Source organism: Streptomyces sp. NPDC102462 (assembly GCF_044765425.1).
GTDB lineage: Bacteria > Actinomycetota > Actinomycetes > Streptomycetales > Streptomycetaceae > Streptomyces.
The window spans coordinates 47454-67795 of record NZ_JBIWKB010000023.1; the positions used below are offsets into that span (position 1 = coordinate 47454).

At 74.2% G+C, this 20342-nt stretch carries 18 protein-coding genes; 6 read left to right on the forward strand and 12 right to left on the reverse strand.

The features are described from left to right. Position 1 precedes the first annotated feature (1 nt). Both ACIRFL_RS21045 and ACIRFL_RS21050 read right to left on the reverse strand, forming a co-directional pair. A complete protein-coding gene (locus ACIRFL_RS21045) occupies positions 2-502 on the reverse strand; it encodes a DUF402 domain-containing protein (protein WP_404030498.1) in 501 nt (166 codons plus the stop codon). Continuing rightward, positions 483-1412 (reverse strand): GNAT family N-acetyltransferase, encoded by a 930-nt coding sequence (locus tag ACIRFL_RS21050; protein WP_404030368.1) that lies wholly within the window; start codon positions 1410-1412, stop codon positions 483-485. The genes ACIRFL_RS21045 and ACIRFL_RS21050 overlap by 20 nt, the downstream gene beginning before the upstream one ends. A 71-nt stretch (positions 1413-1483) precedes the next feature. Between ACIRFL_RS21050 and ACIRFL_RS21055 the strand changes: the two genes are divergently transcribed. After that, positions 1484-1855, forward strand: a complete 372-nt coding sequence (locus ACIRFL_RS21055) for a GntR family transcriptional regulator (protein WP_404030370.1) — start codon at positions 1484-1486, stop codon at positions 1853-1855. Positions 1856-1914: 59 nt separating this feature from the next. Here ACIRFL_RS21055 and ACIRFL_RS21060 read toward each other — a convergent pair whose 3' ends face one another. The 3 genes from ACIRFL_RS21060 to ACIRFL_RS21070 form a co-directional block, all read right to left on the reverse strand. Continuing rightward, on the reverse strand, positions 1915-2685 hold the full coding sequence (locus ACIRFL_RS21060; protein WP_404030372.1) for a DUF72 domain-containing protein: 771 nt from the start codon (positions 2683-2685) through the stop codon (positions 1915-1917). Positions 2686-2847: 162 nt separating this feature from the next. Continuing rightward, the gene (locus tag ACIRFL_RS21065) at positions 2848-3942 is read right to left on the reverse strand and encodes a DUF5925 domain-containing protein (RefSeq protein WP_404030374.1); all 1095 of its coding nucleotides are present in this window, start codon (positions 3940-3942) and stop codon (positions 2848-2850) included. A 196-nt stretch (positions 3943-4138) separates the two neighbouring features. After that, entirely contained in the window at positions 4139-5347 is a 1209-nt protein-coding gene (locus ACIRFL_RS21070) for a S8 family peptidase (protein WP_404030376.1), read from the reverse strand. A gap of 315 nt (positions 5348-5662) precedes the next feature. On the opposite strand from ACIRFL_RS21070, the gene ACIRFL_RS21075 reads away from it, so the two are divergent. Next, a complete protein-coding gene (locus ACIRFL_RS21075; RefSeq protein ID WP_404030378.1) occupies positions 5663-6466 on the forward strand; it encodes an SGNH/GDSL hydrolase family protein in 804 nt (267 codons plus the stop codon). Positions 6467-6470: 4 nt separating this feature from the next. On the opposite strand, the gene ACIRFL_RS21080 is transcribed toward ACIRFL_RS21075, so the two are convergent. The 4 genes from ACIRFL_RS21080 to ACIRFL_RS21095 form a co-directional block, all read right to left on the reverse strand. Further along, positions 6471-8048, reverse strand: a complete 1578-nt coding sequence (locus tag ACIRFL_RS21080) for a serine/threonine-protein kinase (RefSeq protein WP_404030380.1) — start codon at positions 8046-8048, stop codon at positions 6471-6473. A 45-nt stretch (positions 8049-8093) separates the two neighbouring features. Beyond that, entirely contained in the window at positions 8094-9647 is a 1554-nt protein-coding gene (locus ACIRFL_RS21085) for a nickel transporter (RefSeq protein ID WP_404030382.1), read from the reverse strand. Next, positions 9644-12118: a hypothetical protein gene (locus ACIRFL_RS21090; protein ID WP_404030384.1), complete on the reverse strand. Its 2475-nt coding sequence runs from the start codon at positions 12116-12118 to the stop codon at positions 9644-9646. Before ACIRFL_RS21090 ends, ACIRFL_RS21085 begins: the two co-directional genes overlap by 4 nt. 112 nt (positions 12119-12230) lie before the next feature. Beyond that, the gene (locus tag ACIRFL_RS21095; protein WP_404030386.1) at positions 12231-13769 is read right to left on the reverse strand and encodes a DUF4331 domain-containing protein; all 1539 of its coding nucleotides are present in this window, start codon (positions 13767-13769) and stop codon (positions 12231-12233) included. 206 nt (positions 13770-13975) lie between these two features. On the opposite strand from ACIRFL_RS21095, the gene ACIRFL_RS21100 reads away from it, so the two are divergent. The 3 genes from ACIRFL_RS21100 to ACIRFL_RS21110 all read left to right on the forward strand — a co-directional run bounded on the left by ACIRFL_RS21100 (position 13976) and on the right by ACIRFL_RS21110 (position 15719). After that, positions 13976-14518 carry a sigma-70 family RNA polymerase sigma factor gene (locus tag ACIRFL_RS21100; protein ID WP_404030388.1) on the forward strand — a complete coding sequence of 181 codons (543 nt, stop codon included), beginning with the start codon at positions 13976-13978 and terminating at the stop codon, positions 14516-14518. Beyond that, complete coding sequence (locus tag ACIRFL_RS21105; protein ID WP_404030390.1) at positions 14515-15327, forward strand: anti-sigma factor domain-containing protein; 813 nt, start codon at positions 14515-14517, stop codon at positions 15325-15327. The genes ACIRFL_RS21100 and ACIRFL_RS21105 overlap by 4 nt, the downstream gene beginning before the upstream one ends. A gap of 116 nt (positions 15328-15443) precedes the next feature. After that, complete coding sequence (locus tag ACIRFL_RS21110) at positions 15444-15719, forward strand: hypothetical protein (RefSeq protein WP_404030392.1); 276 nt, start codon at positions 15444-15446, stop codon at positions 15717-15719. 457 nt (positions 15720-16176) lie between these two features. On the opposite strand, the gene ACIRFL_RS21115 is transcribed toward ACIRFL_RS21110, so the two are convergent. Both ACIRFL_RS21115 and ACIRFL_RS21120 read right to left on the reverse strand, forming a co-directional pair. After that, a complete protein-coding gene (locus tag ACIRFL_RS21115; protein WP_404030394.1) occupies positions 16177-16959 on the reverse strand; it encodes an ABC transporter permease in 783 nt (260 codons plus the stop codon). Then, positions 16956-17951, reverse strand: a complete 996-nt coding sequence (locus tag ACIRFL_RS21120) for an ATP-binding cassette domain-containing protein (RefSeq protein ID WP_404030396.1) — start codon at positions 17949-17951, stop codon at positions 16956-16958. The genes ACIRFL_RS21115 and ACIRFL_RS21120 overlap by 4 nt, the downstream gene beginning before the upstream one ends. Before the next feature lie 63 nt (positions 17952-18014). On the opposite strand from ACIRFL_RS21120, the gene ACIRFL_RS21125 reads away from it, so the two are divergent. Next, positions 18015-18734 carry a TetR/AcrR family transcriptional regulator C-terminal domain-containing protein gene (locus ACIRFL_RS21125; protein ID WP_404030398.1) on the forward strand — a complete coding sequence of 240 codons (720 nt, stop codon included), beginning with the start codon at positions 18015-18017 and terminating at the stop codon, positions 18732-18734. 18 nt (positions 18735-18752) lie between these two features. Here ACIRFL_RS21125 and ACIRFL_RS21130 read toward each other — a convergent pair whose 3' ends face one another. Continuing rightward, complete coding sequence (locus ACIRFL_RS21130) at positions 18753-19913, reverse strand: type ISP restriction/modification enzyme (RefSeq protein WP_404030400.1); 1161 nt, start codon at positions 19911-19913, stop codon at positions 18753-18755. Positions 19914-20342 lie beyond the last annotated feature (429 nt).

The following is a 20342-nucleotide window of genomic DNA, read 5'->3' on the forward strand; positions in this document are numbered from 1 at the left end:
GTCAGGCCAGCAGCGCCTCGAAGTCTTCCGTACGGGCCAGCGCCTCCAGTTCGTCGAGCGCGGCCGCGGCGGCGGCCGCGGCCTCGGGATCCCGGCCGGCCAGCCCGCTCTGCGCGAACTCGTCCTCGTCCAGCCGTCGTACGTCCGTGCCGTCCGCGGAGCGCCACAGGTCCAGGTCGAGGTCTTCCACGACCAGCCGCGTGCCGGACAGCACGGCCGGCCGGGCGATGTCGCAGTACCAGCCCTTGAGCACGCCCGCCGGGTCGCGGACCTCCATCACCGCGTACCAGCGGTCCCGCCAGTAGTACTCGGTGAACACATCGCCCGGCGCGAAGCGCACGAAGCCGAAGTCACGGACCGTGCCGCCGGCGAAGGGGGCGCGCACCACGATCCGGGTGCCGTCGTCCCGCAGCAGCTCGGCCGGGTAACGGATCTTCGTACGACCGCCCTTGACCAGGACGACCTCCAACTGTCGGCCGGCGTCAGCCGAGTTCCCGGATATGGCGCACCTCCGTCGCACAGACCTGGTAACCGAACCATGTGTTGATCGCGAGCATCGGGCCGTTTCCGGCGTCGTTGCCGGTGAACGCCTCCGTGAGCCCGGCGGCGCGGGCACGGTGCAGGGAGTCGTTCTTGGCGAGCTTGGCCAGGCCGCGCCCCCGGAAGGCGCGCGCGGTGCCCGTCATCACGGTGCCGTAGCGGTGCCCGCCGTCCGTGCGGGCCGCGCTGAACGCGGCGGGGCGCCCGTCGACCAGCACCACCGAGGTCAGCTCCGGGCTGAACAGGGGGTGCCGCCAGGTCTCGTCGAGCCAGGCCCCGTAGTCCGTGAACTCGGTGTCCAGGTCGCTGGGCTCGTCCGCCATCGTCTCCGCGTCCAGCCGGAACAACGGGAGCGGGTCGTCGGCGAAGTCCGAGCCCTTGCGCAGTTCCACGCCCGGCGGCGGGTCCTGCAACGGGGGCAGCGTCGTATGCGCCAGATCCAGCCGCAGGAAGTGCGCGGAACGGCCCGCCCGGTAGCCGTGCCGTTCGGCGAAGGCGAAGTTGCCCGGCCCGTCCAGCACCCAGGCCAGCAGACGGCGCGCGCCCCGGTCCGCCAGATGCTCCTCGGCGACGCGCACCAGCAGCCCGCCCGCGCCGCGCCGGGTCCGCTCCGGGTCGACGTACGCGTTGACATAGCCCTGGCCCGGCTCCGGACTGTCGTAGGCGATGCCCACCTGGGCGGTGCCGATGATCTCGCCGTCCTCCTCCGCGACCAGCCTGCGCAGATGGGCTTCCGGGTGGGCGTGGGCGATGTCGTGGGCGACGGATTCCGGGGTGAACAGGACGAAGGGCAGAGCACGGTGCCGGACCCGGACGAAGCCGTCCAGGTCCGCACGCACGTCGGGGCGCAGATCGCGCACGAGCACAGTCATGGGGTCGCACGCTACGGGGGACCGGGACCCGGGTGCCCCTCATTTTCCGGCGGGTGCGGGAGAATCACGGCGTGACCTTGAAGATCCGCATCGACGACAGCGCACCGCCCTACGAGCAGGTGCGGGCCCAGATCTCGGAGCAGGCGCGGTCCGGGGTGCTGCCGGTGGGCTACCGGCTGCCGACCGTGCGCGGGCTGGCCGAGTCGCTGGGTCTGGCGGCGAACACCGTGGCCAAGGCGTACCGGGCGCTGGAGACGGACGGGGTGATCGAGACGCGGGGCCGCAACGGCACGTTCGTGGCGGCGGCCGGCTCGGCCGCGGCACGCGAGGCCGCGGCCGCCGCACAGACCTATGCGGAACGGGCCCGCCGTCTCGGCCTGGACGAGGCGGCGGCCCTGGCCGCGGTACGGGACGCGCTGCGTGCCGCCTACGGGGCGGGGTGAGGCGGAGCCGGTGGGCGGCCTGGGGCGCGCCGACGGGATGCGCGGGGGCACGCGGGGGCTCAGCCGTGTGTCGTCAGGGCGGGGGTGCGGGTGGTCGGCAGGCCGGCCCTGGCCGCCGTCGCGGCGAACGCCGTCGCGTCCCGCACCGCGGCTCCGCCGGGGTCGTTGTTGAAGTACGTGTAGACGTCCTCCGTGATGGACCAGGTGGTGGCGATGCGGTCGGTCCAGGTCTCCAGGGAGCGCCGGCCGTAGCGCGGCCAGGGGCGGGCGCGGCCCTGGTGGAAGCGGACGTAGCCCCAGTCCGCGGTGCGCCACAGCGGGGTGACCGGGTGGGCGAGGACATCGGCCCAGCACAGGGCGGCGCCCCGGCGCTCCAGGACCGCACGGGTGTCCGGCGTCCACCAGGAGTCGTGCCGTGGCTCGACCGCGACCCGGGTGCCGGAGGGGAAGCACGCCAGGCACGCGTCCAGGAGGTACGGGTCGGCGCGCAGGGTCGGCGGGAGTTGGAGCAGGACCGGGCCGAGGCGGTCGCCGAGGCCCGCCGCGCTGCCCATCAGCCGCCCCACCGGCTCCTGCGGGTCGCGCAGCCGTTTGATGTGGGTGAGGTAGCGGCTGGCCTTCACCGCGACCACGAAGTCCGCGGGTACGCGGTCCCGCCAGCGCTCGAAGTTCTCCCGTGTCGGCAGCCGGTAGAACGCGTTGTTGATCTCCACGGTGGCGAAGCGCGCGGCGTACTCCTCCAGCCACACCCGCATCGGCCGGCCGGCCGGATACAGCACGCCCCGCCAGTCCCGGTACTGCCACCCCGACGTACCGACGAACAAGGTCATACCCCCATCAAAACACCACCCTGACCCGGTAGGGGGGCGCCGGTGTGCCGGGGCCTCACCTGCGGCTTGTGGGACGGCTCCGCCCGTTGGGCCGCGGTCTTGCCCTGGCCCCGACCCCCGTGATGGCCCCGGGCGGGGCTTTCAGCTCTGGACCCTGGGGGCTCACAGGTACAGGCCTGCGTCCGATGACTCGCGGGCGCCCGGTACCGATGTCGGGGTCGTGCCGCGGCGCAGTGCGTACAGTTCGGCCAGCGTCGCGCCGTCGCGGCCGATGCCCTGCTCCGTGCCCAGCCAGGCCACCGCCTCCCCGTGGGTCAGCGGCCCCACCTCGATGCGGGCCAGACAGCGGCCGGGACGGACCACGGCGGGGTGCAGCCGTTCCAGGTCCTCGTTGGTGGTGACACCGACGAGCACGTTGCGGCCCTGGCCCAGCAGGCCGTCGGTCAGGTTGAGCAGCCGCGACAGCGCCTGGCCGGCCGTGTGCTTGGCCTCGCCGCGGATCAGTTCGTCGCAGTCCTCCAGCAGGAGCAGCCGCCAGCGGCCCTTGCCCGCCGCGTCCTCCTCGCCGATGGCGATGTCCATCAGATAGCCGACGTCGCCGAACAGCCGCTCCGGGTCCAGCACACAGTCGACCTGGCACCAGTCCCGCCAGGAGCGGGCCAGCGTGCGCAGCGCGGAGGTCTTGCCGGTGCCCGGCGGGCCGTGGAGCAGCAGCAGCCGGCCCGCGATGTCCTCGGGGGTCGTCTTCATCAGCCGGTCCATGGCCTCCGCCACCGGCGCCGTGTAGTTGGGCCGCACCTCCTCCCAGGTGCCCGCCGAGATCTGGCGGGTGGTGCGGTGCGGGCCGCGCCTCGGGGACACGTACCAAAAACCCATCGTCACGTTCTCCGGCTGCGGCTCGGGCTCGTCCGCCGCGCCGTCCGTGGCCCGTTCCAGGATCTCCTTCGCCAGCTCCGCGGTGGTCGCGGTCACCGTGACGTCGGCGCCCCGGTTCCAGCGCGAGACCAGCAGGGTCCAGCCGTCGCCCTCGGCGAGGGTCGCGCTGCGGTCCTCGTCCCGTGCGACGCGCAGCACCCGGGCGTCCCGCGGCAGCAGGGTCGCGCCGGAGCGGACCCGGTCGATGTTGACGGCGTGTGAGTACGGCTGCTCGCCCGTCGCGAAGCGGCCGAGGAACAGCGCGTCGACGACGTCGGACGGCGAGTCGGAGTCGTCGACGTTGAGCCGGATCGGCAGAGCGTCGTGTGGGTTCGCAGACATGCCGCCATGATCGGGCACACGGGCCCGGTGCGCACCCGGTTTCCGAAGTGGGCCCGGAGTGTCGGCCATGCGAACGATCCACCGATTCCTCCCCCGCGCCTCTACGGGGTGCGGCCCGGCCGGCACCGGAGCGCACGTTCCCCGGAGGCGCCGGCTGCCTCCGGGGAACGGGTGGTCCGATGGGCGCGTACCGGTGTTACGGCACGATCTTCAGGAGCTTGTTCGGCGAGCCGGTGCCCACGCTGGAGAGCACGTTGGAGGTGGCGCCGTTCACCAGGGCGGTGGCGACCTGGGCCGGGGTGGCCGAGGTGTGGCCCGCCAGGTAGACGGCCGCGGCACCCGCGACGTGCGGGGTGGCCATCGACGTGCCGGAGATGGTGTTGGTGGCGGTGTCGCTGGTGTTCCAGCCCGCCGTGATGGAGGAGCCGGGCGCGAACAGGTCGAGGATCGAGCCGTAGTTGGAGTAGCTGGCCTTGGCGTCGGAGCTGGTGGTGGCGCCGACCGTGATCGCCTCGCTCACCCGGGCGGGGGAGTACGAGGAGGCGTTGAGCCCGTTGTTGCCCGCGGCGACCGCGTAAGTGACGCCGCTGGATATGGAGTTGCGCACGGCCGCGTCCAGCGTGGACGAGGCGCCGCCACCGAGCGACATGTTGGCGACCGAGGGCCCGCTGTGGTTGGCGGTCACCCAGTCGATGCCCGCGATGACGCCGGCGGTGGTGCCCGAGCCGCTGTTGTTGAGCACGCGGACGGCGACGATCTTCGCCTTCTTGGCCACGCCGTAGGTGGAGCCCGCGATGGTGGTGGCCACATGGGTGCCGTGGCCGTTGCCGTCCTGGGCCGTGCTGTCGCCGTCCACCGCGTCGTAGCCGTAGGAGGCGCGACCGCTGATCTGGCTGTGTGTGATGCGTACGCCGGTGTCGATGACGTACGCGGTCACGCCGCTGCCCGCGCTGTCCGGGTAGGTGTAGGTGCCGGACAGTGGGAGCGAGGTCTGGTCGACGCGGTCCAGGCCCCAGGGGGCGTTGGACTGGGTGGTGTCGGTCAGCCGGACGGTCTGGTTCTGCTCCACGGAGGCGACCGCCGGGTCGGCGGCGAGTCTGGCGGCCGCGGCCGCCGAGAGGTTCGCGGTGTAGCCGTTCAGCGCCGCGCCGAACGTCTTCTTCACCGTGCCGCCGTACTCCTTGATCAGCCCCTTGCCGGTGCTCGACGTGGCCTTGAAACCGGCGGACTTCTTCAGGGTGACGATGTAACTGCCCTTCACCGCGGTGGGGGAGTCCGCGGCGAGCACCGTGCCGGTGGCGGGGGCGGCGTGCGCCGGGAGCGCGGTGAGCCCGCCCACGAGGGCGGCGGCGGCCACGCCGGTGAGGGCGGCGAGGCGGAACTTCTTGCTACGCAGTTGTGCCATTACGAGGGGGTCCTCCTCTTGGCGGAGCGCGTCCGGGTGCGGCGCGCTGCTGTGGGGGGTGCGGGCGGGATCGCCCGCACGGCCCTGGAACGTTGCGTTCCATCCCGGGGCTGAGTAAAGGGTGGGTCTGCTACGGGCGTAGATCAAGGGAGTTGACGAGCTGTCAACGAACCTGTCATGAACATGCAATCAAACGGGTAGTAACGAGCGGGGTCGATCGCGTCCGGACCTGAAAAGTATTGGCATGAACACTTCCAGTCAACACGCGTAGCTGGTACCAAAGTTGAGGCAGAGATCCTGCTAAAGGGAGGTTCCATGAGACGTTCCCGACTTACCGCGTATCTGACCTCGATACTTCTCGCGGTCGGCCTCGCCCTCACCGGGGCCGCCACGGCGCAGGCGTCCTCGACCGCGGCCGGCGGCTATGTGGCCCTCGGCGACTCCTACTCCTCCGGGGTCGGCGCGGGCAGTTACATCAGCTCCAGCGGCAGCTGCGACCGCAGCACCAAGGCGTACCCCTACCTGTGGAACGCCTACAACTCCCCCTCGTCCTTCGCCTTCAACGCCTGCTCCGGCGCCACCACGGACGACGTCCTCGCGACCCAGCTCGGCTCGCTCAACTCCACCACCGGCCTCGTGTCCATCACCGTCGGCGGCAACGACGCCGGTTTCGCCGACGTCATGACGACCTGTGTGCTCAGCGACGACAGCGGCTGCCTGTCCCGGATCAACACCGCCCGGTCCTATGTCGCCTCGACGCTGCCCGGCAAGCTCAACACCGTCTACTCGGCGATCAGGTCCAAGGCCCCGTCCGCCCGGGTCGTCGTCATCGGCTACCCCCGCTTCTACAAGCTGGGCACGTCGTGCGTCGGCCTCTCCGAGACCAAGCGGTCCGCGATCAACGACGCGTCCGACTACATGAACAGCGTCATCGCCCAGCGCGCCGCCGCCTACGGCTTCGTCTTCGGCGACGTCCGCACCACCTTCACCGGCCACGAGATCTGCTCCGGCAACTCCTGGCTGCACAGCGTGAACTGGCTGAACATCGGCGAGTCGTACCACCCCACCGCGGGCGGCCAGTCCCTCGGCTACCTGCCCGTGCTCAGCAACAACGCCTGATCCCTCAGGGCGTGTCGGACGGCGAGTCCGAAGCGGAGGCCCCGCCCGTCGGGGTCTCCGTCGCCGTGCACGTCAGCGAGAACGGCACGGCGTCGGACGTCGTGCGCACCGGAGCCCGTACCTGAACGCTGATCGCGTTCTCGGTCGTCCCGCTCCCGGCGGAGGCGGTCACCACCACCTTGTCCTGCCGCGTGAGCCCGCCGCCCGCCGGGAACGCCAGCGTCTGCCACCCCGGGTCCACGACCGACCCGCTCCTTGCGACCCACCGGTACTCCACCTGCGCGGGCAGCCGCCCCACGGTGAACGTCGCCGTGAACGCGGGCGCGTGCGCGGCCGGCGGCGGACAGGCCCCGGAATAGCGCGTATCGGCGCCGGTGAGGGTGACCCGCACCGACTGGGCGGGACGGGTGCCGGACGGGCTGGCGCTCGTTACGGGCGGAGTGTCCCGGGTGCCGGAACCGGTGCCGCCGCCCGGTGCCGGGGAGCCGGAAGCGCTCCCAGGGCCGCCGTCGCTCGCCGCGCCGCCGCCCCTGCCGCCGTCGCGGTTCAGCAGGGCGTACGTCAGCCCGGCCAGCCCGAGCGCCACGGCGAGCACGCCCGCCACCAGGACGACCACGGTACGACGGCCGCGCGCCGGGGCGGTCGCCGCCGGGGCCTGCGTGCCCTCGGAGCGGACCGGCATCGGCCCGTTCACGTCCGGCCGGACCGGCCGGGTCGTGGCCGTCGGTGCGTACGCCGTGCCGGGGCGCGGCATGCCGCCCGCCGCGACGAGCCGCAGCCGATGCTCTGCCAGATCCGCCGGCAGCCGTTCGGCGGGATCCTTGCGCAGCAGCCCCTCGACGACCGGGGCCAGCGGACCCGCACGGCGCATCGCCGGCATCTCCTCGTCGACCACCGCGCGCAGGGTGCTCAGCGGGGTGTCGTGCCGGAACGGCGAGACGCCCTCGACCGCCGAGTACAGCAGCACACCCAGGGACCACAGGTCCGACTCGGGCCCCGGGGTGCGCCCCAACGCCCGCTCCGGAGCGAGGAATTCGGGGGAGCCGACCATCTCACCGGTCATGGTCAGCGCGGAGCTGCCCTCCACGGTGGCGATGCCGAAGTCGGTGAGCACCACCCGGCCCTCGCTCCCCAGCAGCACATTGCCGGGCTTCACGTCCCGGTGCAGCACCCCGGCTTCGTGGGCGGCGCGCAGCGCGGCCAGCACCTCGGCGCCGATCCGCGCGGCGCGCTGCGGCGGCAGCGGGCCCTGTGCCGCCAGCCGGTCGGCGAGCGACGGGCCCCGGACCAACTCCATGACGATCCACGGCCGGCCGCCCTCCACCGCCACGTCGTACACCGTCACCACATTGCGGTGCGCGACCCGGGCCGCCGCCCACGCCTCGCGCTCCAGCCGGGCGTACATCCGCTCCACGTCCGTGTCCGGCAGCCCGGCCGGGGCCCGCACCTCCTTGACCGCCACCTCGCGGTGCAGCACCTCGTCGCGCGCCCGCCACACGGTCCCCATGCCGCCCTCGCCGAGCGGGGCCAGCAGACGGTAACGGCCCGCGATCACAGGTTCGTTGCCCGGTTCTTCCGACACGGGTGCCCCCTCACGCCCACTCGCGTGACGTCTTGACGAAGCAGCTCATCCGAACGCGGACGCCGTCCCCCTGAGCACCAGTCCGATGCCCAGGACCACGACGCCGAGCGCGGACGCCAGGGGCACGGTCCGACGCACCAGGGAGGTCACCGGATGGGTGGTCCAGCGGGGCCGTCCGTCGAGCACCCGGGTCATTCCCGTACCCAGCCTGACGACCGCGAACCCGGCCGCGGTCAGCGTCAGGGCCAGTCCGGTCCCGTATCCGACGACGAGGAGCAGCCCGAACCCGGCGTGCCCGAGCGCGGCGGCGCCGACGAGCACCACCACCGCGGACGGGCTGGGCACGAGTCCGCCCGCGAAGCCGAGCAGGATCGTGCCGCGGAGCGTGGGGGCGGTGGGGTGCGTGTGGGCGGAACCGCCGTGCGTGTGCTCGACGGTGTGCTTGGCGGCGGTCTCGGTGTTCTCGGTGTTCTCGGCGGTGTCGGTGATGTGACGGCGGTCGTGGTGGCGGAGGCGACCGTGCGGGTGCGGGTGCGGGTGCGGGTGCCGGGCCGTGGCCGGGTGGCGGTGGCCGCGCCAGGTCCGGCGTACGAGGCTCGTGCCCGCCAGCATCACCAGGGCTCCGCTCGCCATGCCCAGCCAGGCGATCACCGAGGGCGCCGCCGCGGAGCCCGCGGTGACGAGCAGGCCGAGGGCGACCACGCCGAGGGTGTGGGTGACCGTCACCGAGGCCGCCAGCGGCAGCACGTCCCGCAGCCGGGCCCGGCCGCCCCGGGCCGCCGCCGCGGCGGCCATCAGCGTCTTGCCGTGGCCCGGGGCGAGGGCGTGCAGCGCGCCGAGCCCGGCCGCGACCACCAGCGCCACAAGGACGAAGCCCGCGGTCGGCCGGTGCCGGGCGACGAGGCCGTCCAGGGCACGGGTCCAGCGATCGGCGCCGCGGGGCAGCACGGTCGCGGCGGGCGCGTCCCGGTGCTGCCCGGCGAGCGCGGGACCGCCGGGCCGCACCCGTACGGCAGCGCCGCGCGTGTCGGCGGGGGAGGACAGCAACGCCCGCGGATAGCTGGTGAGTTCGTGCGAGACCGAGCGCTCGGGCACATCGGTCGCGGTGAGCGTCATGCGGTCGCCGCGCGCCGTGATCTCCCGCCAGCCCGGCCCGGTGTCCGTGCCCGCGGCCCGGAAGCCGATCGCGACGGAGCGGCCCTCGGGCAGCGGGGCGGTGAACCGGCACTCCACACGCAGCGTGTCGAGCCCGGCCTGTCCCGGACGCCGCGCCGCGTGACTGCGCTCGACGGACAGCGCGGTCCGGCGGCCCGCCACGGTGAGCGCACTGCCCACGGCGGCGTCGGCACACCGGCTGCGCGCCCAACCGGCCGTGCCCAGCCGCCGGATGTCCGGCCCGGCCTGGGCGGCGGGAATCTCGGCGAGATCTTCGACGTGGTCGACGCGGAGCAGCCCGAGGGCCGCGACGAGACCGTCGTAGCGGTTGACGGTGAAGTTGCCGAGCGGGTGCGCCCCGGCCCGCGCGGCCGGGACCAGCACGACCGCGCAGGCCGCCGTGAACACGGCAGCGAAGGCGGCGAACGGATGACGGAGCCTCACTCGGCCGCCTCCGCACCGCGCAGCGCCGCCCGGGCCCCGGCCGCGCCGAGCGGCGAGAAGCCGGGGTTCAGCCGCAGGGCCGCGGTGAGCGAGGCACGGCCCTTACGCCGGTCCCCGACGGCCAGTTCGATCATCCCGCGGTGATGGAGGAAGGAGGCGTTGCGGTACCCGGTGGCCGTGGCCCGCCGGGCGTACGGCAGCGCCTCCCGGTCCCGGCCGTTGACATGCAGGGCCCAGGCGAGGGCGTCCGCGGTGTGCACGCTGCGCCGGCGGGCCCACTCGGCGCGCGCCGCGCGCAGGGCGGCGGCCCGGTCGCCGTGGTCGGCGGCGGCCAGCGCGGTGTCCAGATCGGCGTCGACACCGCCCGCGCGGGCGAGGGCCGTCCACGCGCCGACGAGGGCGTACTGGTCACGCGCCCTGGCCGCGTCGCCGGGCGCGCCGCGTGCCTCGTACAGCTCGCCCAGCTCGACCAGCGGGCCGGGCAGCGGGGACCGGGCGACGACGGCCTCCAGGCCCCGGACCGCGGCGGCCCGGTCGCCGCTCGCCGCCTGCGCGCGGGCCCGCCCCTCCAGGGCGGGCAGATAGGTCTCGTCGGCGGCGAGCGCACGGGCGTAGTGGGCCAGGGCGGTCTTGTAGTCGCCCTGGTTCCAGGCGAGGTGGCCGAGCTGGGTGGCGACGTACGCCACGTCCCCGGGCGCGACGGCGCCGGCCAGCGCACGCTCCAGCACCCGCCGGGCCGTGCCGACGTCACCGCGCAGCTCGCGCACATAGGCGTACCGGGTGAAGACCGGCACCCCGGGACGCCGCTCGTCCGCGGTGTCGGCGGCCCGGGACGCCTCCTCGTACCGGCCGAGTTCGACCAGGGCGTCGATACGGGAGCACAGGGCGCGCTCGCTGTAGGGGTTGCGCGCCAGCGCACGGTCCGCGTGGCGGAGTGCGGCCGTGAAGTCGTGCCGGGCGGCGGCGAGCGCGGCGCGTCCGGCGAGCGCCTGGTCGTTGTCCGGGGCCAGCTGCAGGGACCGTCCCAGGGCCCGGTCGGCCTGCGGGTACCGGGACGGGTCGCCCTGCACGCGGGCCTGTTCGACGTACGCGAGTCCGAGGACGGCCCAGCCCGCGAAGTCCCGCGGCTGCGCCCGCAGATGCGCCTGCAGCGCGGCGACGCCCGCCGCGAGGTCGCCGCCGCTCAGCAGGCCGGGGGAGACGGCAGCGGTCGAGACCGCGGCTGCCGGGGCGGACGCCCCGCCCCGCACGGCGACGGCACCGCCGGTGAGCGCGACGGCCAGCAGCACCGCGCAACCGGCGGTCCGTGCCCGCCGCCACCGCCGCTCGGCAGCCGCCACCCGCCGCACGGCGGCGACCCGCTCGTCACCGGCGACACCCGGCGGAATGTCAGCGGCCCCACCGGCGACGTCGACCGGCGCCTTCCTCCCCGGGCCCGGCCCGTCCCCGGACGGGGTGGGCCGGGACCTCGGCGTGCCGGCGCGGGGCGGGCACGCCTCCTTGGCAGCGAGCGCCCCGCCTGCCACCGTGCCCGGCGCGCCCGTGTCCTGCGCCGTACGGGGCGTGGGCGCCTCCAGCCGCGAACCCGCCTGGTCGCCCACGACATCCACCGAGGCGACACCGCCGACCCCCGGGCCCTCCGCCCCGCCATCGACGAAGTGCTTCCTCGGCCCCGACCCGCCCCCGGGTAGTTCGTTCGCTGGTCCCGGCCCGTCCCCGGGGAGGTTGTTCTCCGGTCCGGGCTCGTCCCCGCGGAGTTCGTTCTCCGGTCCCGGCCCGGCCGCGGGGAGGTTGTGCCCCGGCTCGGTGTCGTTCGCGGGGCCGTGGGGTTTCGGCCGCACCCGCTGATCGGCGACGTCAGCCGCGCCCCGCTGTGCGCCGGGCTCCGCGTCTGGTCCCTCGGGGACGTTGTTGCCCGGCCCGCCCTCGGCGAGTTCGTTCTCCGGTCCCGGCCCGCCATCGGCGAGTTCGTTCCCCGGTCCCGGCCCGTCCCCGGGGAGGTTGTTCTCCGGTCCCGGCCCGCCATCGGCGAGTTCGTTCCCCGGTCCCGGCCCGTCCCCGGGGAGGTTGTTCTCCGGTCCGGGCTCGTCCCCGCGGAGTTCCTGCCCCGGTCCCGGCCCGCCCTCGGGGAGGTTGCTCTCTGGTCCCGGCCCGTCCTCGGCGAGTTCGTTCTCCGGTCCCGGCCCGGCCTCGGGGAGGTTGTGCCCCGGCTCGGTCTTGTTCGCTGGGGCGTTGGGCTCCGGCCGCACCCGCGGGCCGGCGACGTCAGCCGCGTCCCGCTGCCCGCCGGGTTCCTCGGGGATGTGGTTGCCCGGCCCGCCATCGGCGAGTTCGTTCTCCGGTCCCGGCCCGTCCCCGGGGAAGTCGTGCTCCGGCTCGGTCTCGTGTGCGGGGTGGGCGGGTACCGGCCTCTGTTCGGGGGTGTTCGGTGGTTGGCCGGCCGGTTCGGTGTCGTGGGTTCGCGGGGGCATGCCCTCTCCTGGGTCGCCTGGGCGGGTGGTCGTGCGGTGGAGGTGGCGCGGCCCGCGCCGTGGGGGAGACGGGGATGCGGGCCGCGCCGGTCGGTGGGACGCGCCGGCGGGCTCAGTACGGGCGCTGCAGCCGGCGGCGCCACCACGCCAGGGCGGTGCCGATCAGCAGGACCCCGGCCGCGCCCGAAGCCGCGGAGGCGGCGATCAGCACCCTGTCGCCGGAGCCGGCGGACGAACCGGCAGGGCGCAGCGCGTCCCCGAGCCCGCTGCGGACGTCGGCGCCTTCGGTGGTGCCCTTGGCGAGCGCGCCGCGCGAACCGGCCGTCGGCTGGGCCACGTACGGGAAGTGCTCCTCGAACTTCTTGTCGTTCGCGTCCACCGCGTCGCCGAGGTCGTTCTTGGCGCCGACCAGTTCGCCCTCGACCACCTGGAGGGCGGCGTCGATCACGTCGTCGGTCAGCCTGCGGCCGTTCGGGAACCCCGCGTTGTCGCCGTCGAGCACGCCCAGCGGTTTGGGGTGCGCGCTCGGCTTGACGGAGGTGTTCAGGCGCAGTTCCTCCGCCGGGCGCACATGCGGCGGCCGGTTGAGCCCGTCGACGCCCTTCAGAAAGACGTCGACCAGGTCGTTGCGGGGCTCGGCGGGCGCCGGGATCTTGTAGATCGCCTCGATGAGCTTCGGCAGCTCCGGATTGGTGACGTTCTTCAGGAACTGCGCGTCGTCCCAGGGCGCGGAGGCGTTGAACTTGTCCTTGTCCTTCTGCGGGTTGACGACCTCGTTGACGAGCGGGTTGCCGAGCCGCGACACCTGTGTGTAGTAGCCCTGCGCGTTCCTGCGCTGGGTCGTCGACCAGATGCCGACGACCGGCTGCTCGGCCGACTCGCGGATCAGGTCGTTCGGCACCTGGAGGGCGATCGTGTTGACGTTGTAGCCCTTGAGGGTGTCCCGGCCGACCTCGGACAGGTTCCCGCCGTACAGCAGGTCGAAGACGCGCAGGTCCAGGAAGAACGGGTCGTCCGCCTGCCCGGCGAAGGTCCGGGTGCCGCCCGCCGTCCGGTGGATCGCCTGCGCGCGCAGCGTGCCGTAGTCCGGCATCGAGGCCCTGCCCACGTTGGACGGCGCGACCGGCACGTCGTCCGCGAGCTTCGTCCGCGACACCACGTGCTGGTCCTTCAGCCGGACCAGATCGACGTCATAGGTCTGGGTGATGTTCAGGTCCGGGTCGTCGGGGCTGGTGACCGGGCCCGTGTTGTACAGGAACGTGTCCCCGTCCTTGCGGTGCGTGGTGAACGTGTAGCGGAACAGCAGCTCGCCCTGCGCATCACCGTTGTTGTCGATGTGGAGGTCGTACTGGGCGTCGTCCGCGAACGTGTAGAAGTTCGGTCCGCCCGCCGGCTCCTCGAACGGGATCCAGTTGGCGATGATCGTGGTCGTGTCCGGTGCGTCCGGGCTGACGAACGCGTACACGTCCGTGTTGTCGTACTGCGGGGCTCCCGAGATCAGCGGGGCCTCCCGGTGGGAGGAGGCGGAGGCCGCCCCCGGTTCCAGCACGGCCACACCGGCGGCTGTGAGCCCCCCGGCGGCCAGCGCACCACAGAGGAGGGTGGCGAGACCCGAACGTCCCGCGGCCCTCCTGGAGATGAGAGGAGTCATGCCGTCCGTTCCTCCGTGCCGACTTGCCTGACGTCCGGGGATTCGGAGACGGCGCCGGGCCGGATTGGCCGGCCGCGATTTTTTCTTCCTCCCTGCGCGACCCGCGTTTTCGGGCGGCTGATCCGTAACACCGTCCGGAGGTGCGTTCGGTGCGAATACCTGGTGTGACGGGACGGTCCGGCTGCGGACGGCGAGAGGGGGACGCGGTGGAGGCGGACGAGCTTCTGCTGCTCGTGGCGGGCGGCGACCAGCGGGCCTTCGAGGACCTGTACGGGCTGGTGTCCGGGCCCGTGTACGGCCTGGTGCGGCGGGTGGTGCGCGACCCGGCCCAGTCGGAGGAGGTGGCCCAGGAGGTGCTGCTCGAACTGTGGCGCTCCGCGGCGCGCTTCGACCCCGCCCGGGGCAGTGCCCTGTCCTGGATCCTCACCCTCGCCCACCGCCGCGCCGTGGACCGGGTGCGCAGCGCCCGCGCGGCCGGCGAACGCGAGGAGCGCGAGGCCCGCCGCGCCCACCACCCGGCCTTCGACCAGGTGTCCGAGGAGGTGGAGGCGGGCCTGGAACGCGAGTGGGTGCGCCACTGCCTGGACCGGCTCACCGCCCTGCAACGGCAGTCCGTCACCCTCGCCTACTACGACGGCTACACATACCGTGAGGTGGCCGAGCGGCTTTCGCTGCCGCTGGGCACGGTGAAGACGCGGATGCGCGACGGACTGACCCGGCTGCGCGAGTGCCTGGGAGGTGCCGCATGAACGCCCTCGGCCGGGTGCTGCGCCGCGAGGACCCGCACTCGCTGGCCGCCCCCTATGCGCTCGACGCCCTGGAACCGGGCGAGCGGCGCCGCTTCGAGAAGCACCTCGGCGGCTGCGAGCGCTGCGCCACCGAGGTCCGGGCGCTGGCCGAGGACGCGGTGCGGCTCGCCTGGTCCACGGCCGCCCCGGCGCCGGTCGCGCTGCGCGCGCGGGTACTGGCCGCCGTGCGCACGACCCCGCAGGAGCCGGCCCGCGGGCAAGAGCGCACACCGCAGTTGCCGCCGCACGTCTGGGGCACCCAGCCCCCGCCGGCACGCACCCGTACGCCCCGAATGCGCCCCCTGTTCGTTCCGCTCGCCACGGCGACCGCCGCCGCGGCGCTCGTCGTCGCCGGGCTCTTCGCGGTCCAGGCGGGCCGGACCCAGGACCGGCTGGACGCCGAGCGGGCCCAGGCACGCGAGATCGCGCAGGTGCTCGCCGCCCCGGACGCCCGGGCCACCAGCAGCAAGGATGCCCGTGGCCGCGGTATCGCGGTGATCGCCTCCGCGGCCGAGGGACGGGCCGTCGTCACCCTCGGCGGGTACGACGCTCCGCCCGGCGGGCGCGTGCACCAACTGTGGCTCATGCGCCCGGATGTGCGACCGCGCTCCCTCGGGCTCCTCGACGGCGACACGCCCCTGATCGCGACCGGGCTCGGCACCTCCGCGACGTCACTCGCCGTCACCGTCGAGCCCGCGGGCGGCTCCGCGCAGCCCACCAGTCAGCCGATTGCGCAACTCGCCCTGAAATCGGTCGGATTCGGAGAGTAATCGTCAACCTCCTTGCGGCGAAGGTGAATCCTGCGGGCCAGATACCCGAGTGCCCGGATGGGGCGATAGGGTTACTCTGCCCGCGCCGGGTGGACTCGTTACGGGTGGGGAGTGACATGGAGCAGATAACAGTGCGCAGCAGGGCGAGGGTCCCTGCGATCACCTGCGGGAGCAGCGCGACCAGTTCGCGCCTCGACCGCCATCTTTCGGTGCTGTCGGGGCCCGCCATACCGCAGCAGAAGACGGTCGAGGCGACATCGCTGATGCGCGAGCTGACCGCGCGTGACACCACGCACGAGCGCAGCGACCGGGACACGCGGGTGCGCCGTGTGTCGCTCTTCGCGCCACTGCGCCGGCTGCGCCGGTCGCTGTTCGGCGGCAACAGGCACTGACCGAAGGGCCCGTGCTCGGGCGGCCCTGCCGTCCAGGCGCCATGCTGCGATCCGGTCGTCCGTCATCCCCACGGCACGCAGCGGCGCCGCGGTGCGCCGCCCGAGCGCCCGCCGTCCCCCATCCACGCCCGTCCCCGCCCGGCATCGATGGGGGACGCCGCCGTCCCCGGCACCACCGCCACCTCACTCCCCACCCCGCTCAGCCCACGCCCGACCGGCGCCGGCTGCCGCCGCCTTCAGCCGACCGAGCACCGCACCCAGCCCGTGACCGCCGTTGGCGACCCGGCCGCCCGCCTCCACAGCGGCCCGCGTCCGACGGCTTCGTCAACCTCGCGCGGCTGCGCGACCCCGCCGTGCACGCCGAGCTGCGCCGGGCGGGTGATCCACAGCGATGTCTTCAGCGACCGCGGAGCCGACCTCACGCCTTGGTGCGGCGCTTTGTGCACCGCCTGACGGTTCACCGCTCGCCGCGTGCGTACCGGCGCACGGCGAGCGGCAGGGACACCGCGACCAGGACGGCGCTCCACGCCAGCGAACCGGCCACCGGATGCGCCACCGGCCAGGCGGCGCCCTCCGGTACGGGCGCGTTGCCGAACAGGTCGCGCAGCGCGGCGGTCACCGCGCTGATCGGGTTCCACTCGGCGAGCGTGCGCAGCCAGCCGGGCAGATTGCCGGTCGGGATGTAGGCGTTCGACAGCAGGGGAAGCACGAAGGTCGAGGCGCCGAGCTGCCCCGCGGCCTCCTCGCTCCGGGTGAGCAGTCCGAGGAGGATCCCGACGCTCGTGCAGGCGAACCGGAACAGCATCAACAGGCCCACCGCGCCGAGCGCCCCGCCCGCCGACCCCTCGACGCGCCAGCCCACGGCGAGGCCGACCAGCAGCAACGGCACCGTCCCGAGCGCGGAGACGACCAGGTCGGCGACGGCCTGGCCGAGCGGCACGGCGGACCGGCTCACCGGCATCGTACGGAACCGGTTGATCACCCCGCGATGCGCGTCCTGGGCGGCCTGGAACATCCCGGTCATGATCCCGCCCGCCGCGGTCGCCACCAGCAGCCCGGGGACCAGGAAGGACCGGTACTCCCGGCCGGGCATCGCGAGGGCGCTGCCGAAGACATATCCGAAGAAGAGCAGCATGTTCACCGGCATGATCTGGCTCAGGACGGTGATGCCCGGGCTGTTGCGGACCCGGCGCAGCTGCCGGCCCACCATCGCGGCACCGTCGTACGCCCATGCGCTCATGCCGCGGCCTCCTCGCGGTCGGTGGCCCCGCCTTCCGGGGTGCCGGCGGTCCCGGTACCGGCGCTCGCGCCGGTCAGCCGGAGGAAGACATCGTCGAGGGTCGGCGGGCGCAGGCTGACGTCCAGCAACGGCACGCCCGCCGCGTCGAGTTCACGCACCAGACGGGGCAGGGTCAGGGTGGGGTCGGTGGTGACCGCGCCGACGGACCGCCGTTCGTGGTCGAACGACGGTTCCCGGCCGGTGAGCCGGTCGAGGACGCCGGCCGCCCGCGGCAGCGCGTCGGCGTGGGCGACGACGGCCTCCGCGTAGGAGCCGATGAGGGACTTGAGTTCGGCCGGCGAACCGGTGTGCGCGACGCGGCCCCGGTCCAGCAGGGCGATGTCGTCGGCGAGTTGGTCCGCCTCCTCCAGATACTGGGTGGTCAGCAGCACGGTCGTGCCCTCGGCCGTCAGTTCGCGTACCGTGTCCCGGATCCGGTTGCGGCCGACCGGGTCCAGACCGGTGCTGGGCTCGTCCAGGAAGAGCACGTCGGGGCGGCGCACCAGGCTCGCCGCGAGGTCCAGCCGGCGCCGCATACCGCCCGAGTAGGTGGCGGCCCGCCGGTCCGCGGCCTCCGTCAGACCGAAGCGTTCCAGCAGGTACGCGGCCCGCTCGGCCGGGCCGCGTACCCGGTGCAGACGGGCGAACAGCCGCAGGTTCTGCCGCCCGGTGAGGTCCCCGTCGATCGACGCGTACTGACCGGTGACGGCGATCCGGCGCCGCACCGCCGCGGCCTCGCGCACCAGGTCGTACCCCGCGATCCGGGCCGAGCCCGCGTCGGGCCGCAGCAGCGTGGTCAGCAGCCGCACGGCCGTCGTCTTCCCGGCCCCGTTCGGGCCGAGCAGCCCGCAGACCGTGCCCCGTGCGACGGCCAGATCCAGTCCGCGCAGGGCGTGCACGGCGCCGAAGCGCCGCTCCAGACCCTCACTAAGTACAGCGTACGTAGTAGTCATGGGTCGACCATAGCGCACTACGTACGGTGTACGGAACTAGGATGGCGGGCGAGGTGATGATCCATGGCAGGCCGAGCGGCCGTCCCCGAAGTGATCTGGGCCCGCCCCGAGCGCACGGGCCGCGGCCCCAAGCCGGCGTACGCCCGCGCCGACATCGCGGCGGCGGCCGTGCGGATCGCCGACGCCGACGGTCTCGACGCGGTCTCGATGCGGCGCGTGGCGGCCGAACTGGGCTGCGGCACCATGTCGCTGTACAACTACGTCCCCCGCAAGGAGGACCTGTACGAGCTGATGGTGGACGCGGTCGGCGGCGAACACGAACTGTGGGCGCCGAGCGGTGACTGGCGCGCGGACATGGGCCGGGTGGCGCGGCAGACGCGTGCCCTGATGCACCGGCATCCGTGGCTGCCGCGGCTGATGTCACCGGTGTACGGCTTCAGCCCGAACGCGCTGCGCTACATCGAGCACTGCCTGGCCTGTCTGGAGCCGCTGGAGGCGCCCTACGGCACGAAACTGGAACTCTTCGCGATGCTCAACGGTGTCGTGACGACGTACGTCAGGAACGAGCTGGAGACCGCCGAGCGCACCCGCGCCCTGCCCTGGACGGAGGAGCAGGAGAACGCGGCCCGCACCGCCTATCTCGGCGGCCGGCTCGCCTCGGGCGCGTACCCGCACCTGGCGGCGGCGTTCACGGAGGATGCCGGGCCGGTCGATCCGGAGGCCTTCTTCGAACGGACCCTGGACCGCATCCTCGACGCCTTCATCCCGCCGACGGCGCCCTAGAACGGCACGGGCCGGCCGTCACAGCAGCGCGAACTGCCCCTCCGGGCCCTCCTCGTGATGGTCGAGGACCGACGCCGGACGGCGGGACGAGGCCGGTGGCGGAAGGACGGCCGCCGCACGCAGCTCGGCGGCCGTGATCGGCGACCCCACGGTCAGCTCGGCCTGTTCGGGCCCCAGTTCGGCGAGCAGGGTGAGGACGGTGATCAGTTCGAGCAGTTCCGACGTCCAGGACTGCGGCCAGGTCGCGGGGCGGACGGCCGCCAGGGTGCCGGGCTCCGGCTGCGCCGTCCGCGCGGTGAACCACTGCTCCAGCACCCGGACCCCGGCCACCTCGAAGTCCCAGGCCGCGGGCGGCACCGGGGCGACGCGGCCCTCGTCGAGATGAAGACATTCCTCGTCGCGGTCGTAGCGGACGGCGAGGGGGCGCGGCGGGAGCGGGGCGCGGACGTAGGGGCGGCGGCCACCGGGGAGCTTGGGGCGCTCGCCGTCGCGGCGCATCAGCCACAGCAGCCGGCGGCCCAACCGCACGCCCCGCGACCACAGTTCCGCATCCCGTGTGAGCGGCACCGCCGGGCCCGGCCGGGCCGCCGCCAGGGTCCAGGCCAGCAGGTCCAGGGGGCTGGGGGTCGACCCCAGGCCGGCGCCCAGGTGTTCCAGCAGGCCGGGCGCCAGATTCGGTTCCCGGCCGCCGGGCCGCCGGTACAGCGGGCGGATCCGGCCGGGGCGCAGGGCCGGCAGCAGCGACGTGGCCAGCAGCACCGGGCCCGGGCCCTCCGCGGCCGTCTCCACGGCGAACACCTGGTGCGCGTCGGCCACCCGCCACAGCTCCGGGCGGGCCGCGTCGATCAGCCGGTGGTCGGGGATCAGCCACTGCTCGTCGAAGGGCGCGGCCAGCACCCGGACCGGCTCCGGGCACGGGCCCGCCGCCCGGGCCAGCCGCTCCGTGCCGCTGCCCTGGCCGGGCAGCTGGCCGACGGCCGAGTGCAGGGTGCGCGCCCGGGTCGGTTCGAACAGGGCCTCCCGGTCCGGGCCCTCGGCCTTCATCAGAGCGTCCCAACGGGCCTTCAAGGACGCCGCGTCGGGGGCCGCCGGCCACCCCCGGCCGAGCCGAGGCGGTGCGACGGACCACGGCATGAGGTCCGCAAGCAGCGGAGCGTCGTCGTACGTCACGCTGGGCATAGTACGACCTCCCTCCAAAGGCCCACGGGCCCCTGCACGCACCACCGGCGCCAGGCCGCCCCGCAGGGGGCGCGGGGAACTGCGCGCCCAGCCACGCCGAGACCCGCACTGACGGCGTCGGGTCGCCCCGTAGGGGGGGCGCGGGGAACTGCGCGATCAGCCACGACGAGTCCCGCACCCGGCCATGAGCCTGCCGCGCTACGGCGCCCGCCCGGCCCGGGCCGACCCGACGGCGCCAGGTGGCCCCGCAGGGGGCGCGGGGAACTGCGCGCCCAGCCACGACGAGTCCCGCACCCGGCCACGAGCCTGGCGCGCTACGGCGCCCGCCCCGGCCGACCCGACGGCGCCAGGTGGCCCCGCAGGGGGCGCGGGGAACTGCGCGCCCAGCCACGACGAGTCCCGCACCCGGCCACGAGCCTGGCGCGTACG

Excerpts from the sequence above, each read along its gene's own strand:
- ACIRFL_RS21050 (WP_404030368.1), bottom strand. The coding sequence starts at position 1,412 with ATGACTGTGCTCGTGCGCGATCTGCGCCCCGACGTGCGTGCGGACCTG.
- ACIRFL_RS21060 (WP_404030372.1), bottom strand. The coding sequence starts at position 2,685 with ATGACCTTGTTCGTCGGTACGTCGGGGTGGCAGTACCGGGACTGGCGG.
- ACIRFL_RS21065 (WP_404030374.1), bottom strand. The coding sequence starts at position 3,942 with ATGTCTGCGAACCCACACGACGCTCTGCCGATCCGGCTCAACGTCGAC.
- ACIRFL_RS21070 (WP_404030376.1), bottom strand. The coding sequence starts at position 5,347 with ATGGCACAACTGCGTAGCAAGAAGTTCCGCCTCGCCGCCCTCACCGGC.
- ACIRFL_RS21075 (WP_404030378.1), top strand. The coding sequence starts at position 5,663 with ATGAGACGTTCCCGACTTACCGCGTATCTGACCTCGATACTTCTCGCG.
- ACIRFL_RS21090 (WP_404030384.1), bottom strand. The coding sequence starts at position 12,118 with ATGCCCCCGCGAACCCACGACACCGAACCGGCCGGCCAACCACCGAAC.
- ACIRFL_RS21095 (WP_404030386.1), bottom strand. The coding sequence starts at position 13,769 with ATGACTCCTCTCATCTCCAGGAGGGCCGCGGGACGTTCGGGTCTCGCC.
- ACIRFL_RS21105 (WP_404030390.1), top strand. The coding sequence starts at position 14,515 with ATGAACGCCCTCGGCCGGGTGCTGCGCCGCGAGGACCCGCACTCGCTG.
- ACIRFL_RS21110 (WP_404030392.1), top strand. The coding sequence starts at position 15,444 with ATGGAGCAGATAACAGTGCGCAGCAGGGCGAGGGTCCCTGCGATCACC.
- ACIRFL_RS21115 (WP_404030394.1), bottom strand. The coding sequence starts at position 16,959 with ATGAGCGCATGGGCGTACGACGGTGCCGCGATGGTGGGCCGGCAGCTG.
- ACIRFL_RS21120 (WP_404030396.1), bottom strand. The coding sequence starts at position 17,951 with ATGACTACTACGTACGCTGTACTTAGTGAGGGTCTGGAGCGGCGCTTC.
- ACIRFL_RS21125 (WP_404030398.1), top strand. The coding sequence starts at position 18,015 with ATGGCAGGCCGAGCGGCCGTCCCCGAAGTGATCTGGGCCCGCCCCGAG.
- ACIRFL_RS21130 (WP_404030400.1), bottom strand. The coding sequence starts at position 19,913 with ATGCCCAGCGTGACGTACGACGACGCTCCGCTGCTTGCGGACCTCATG.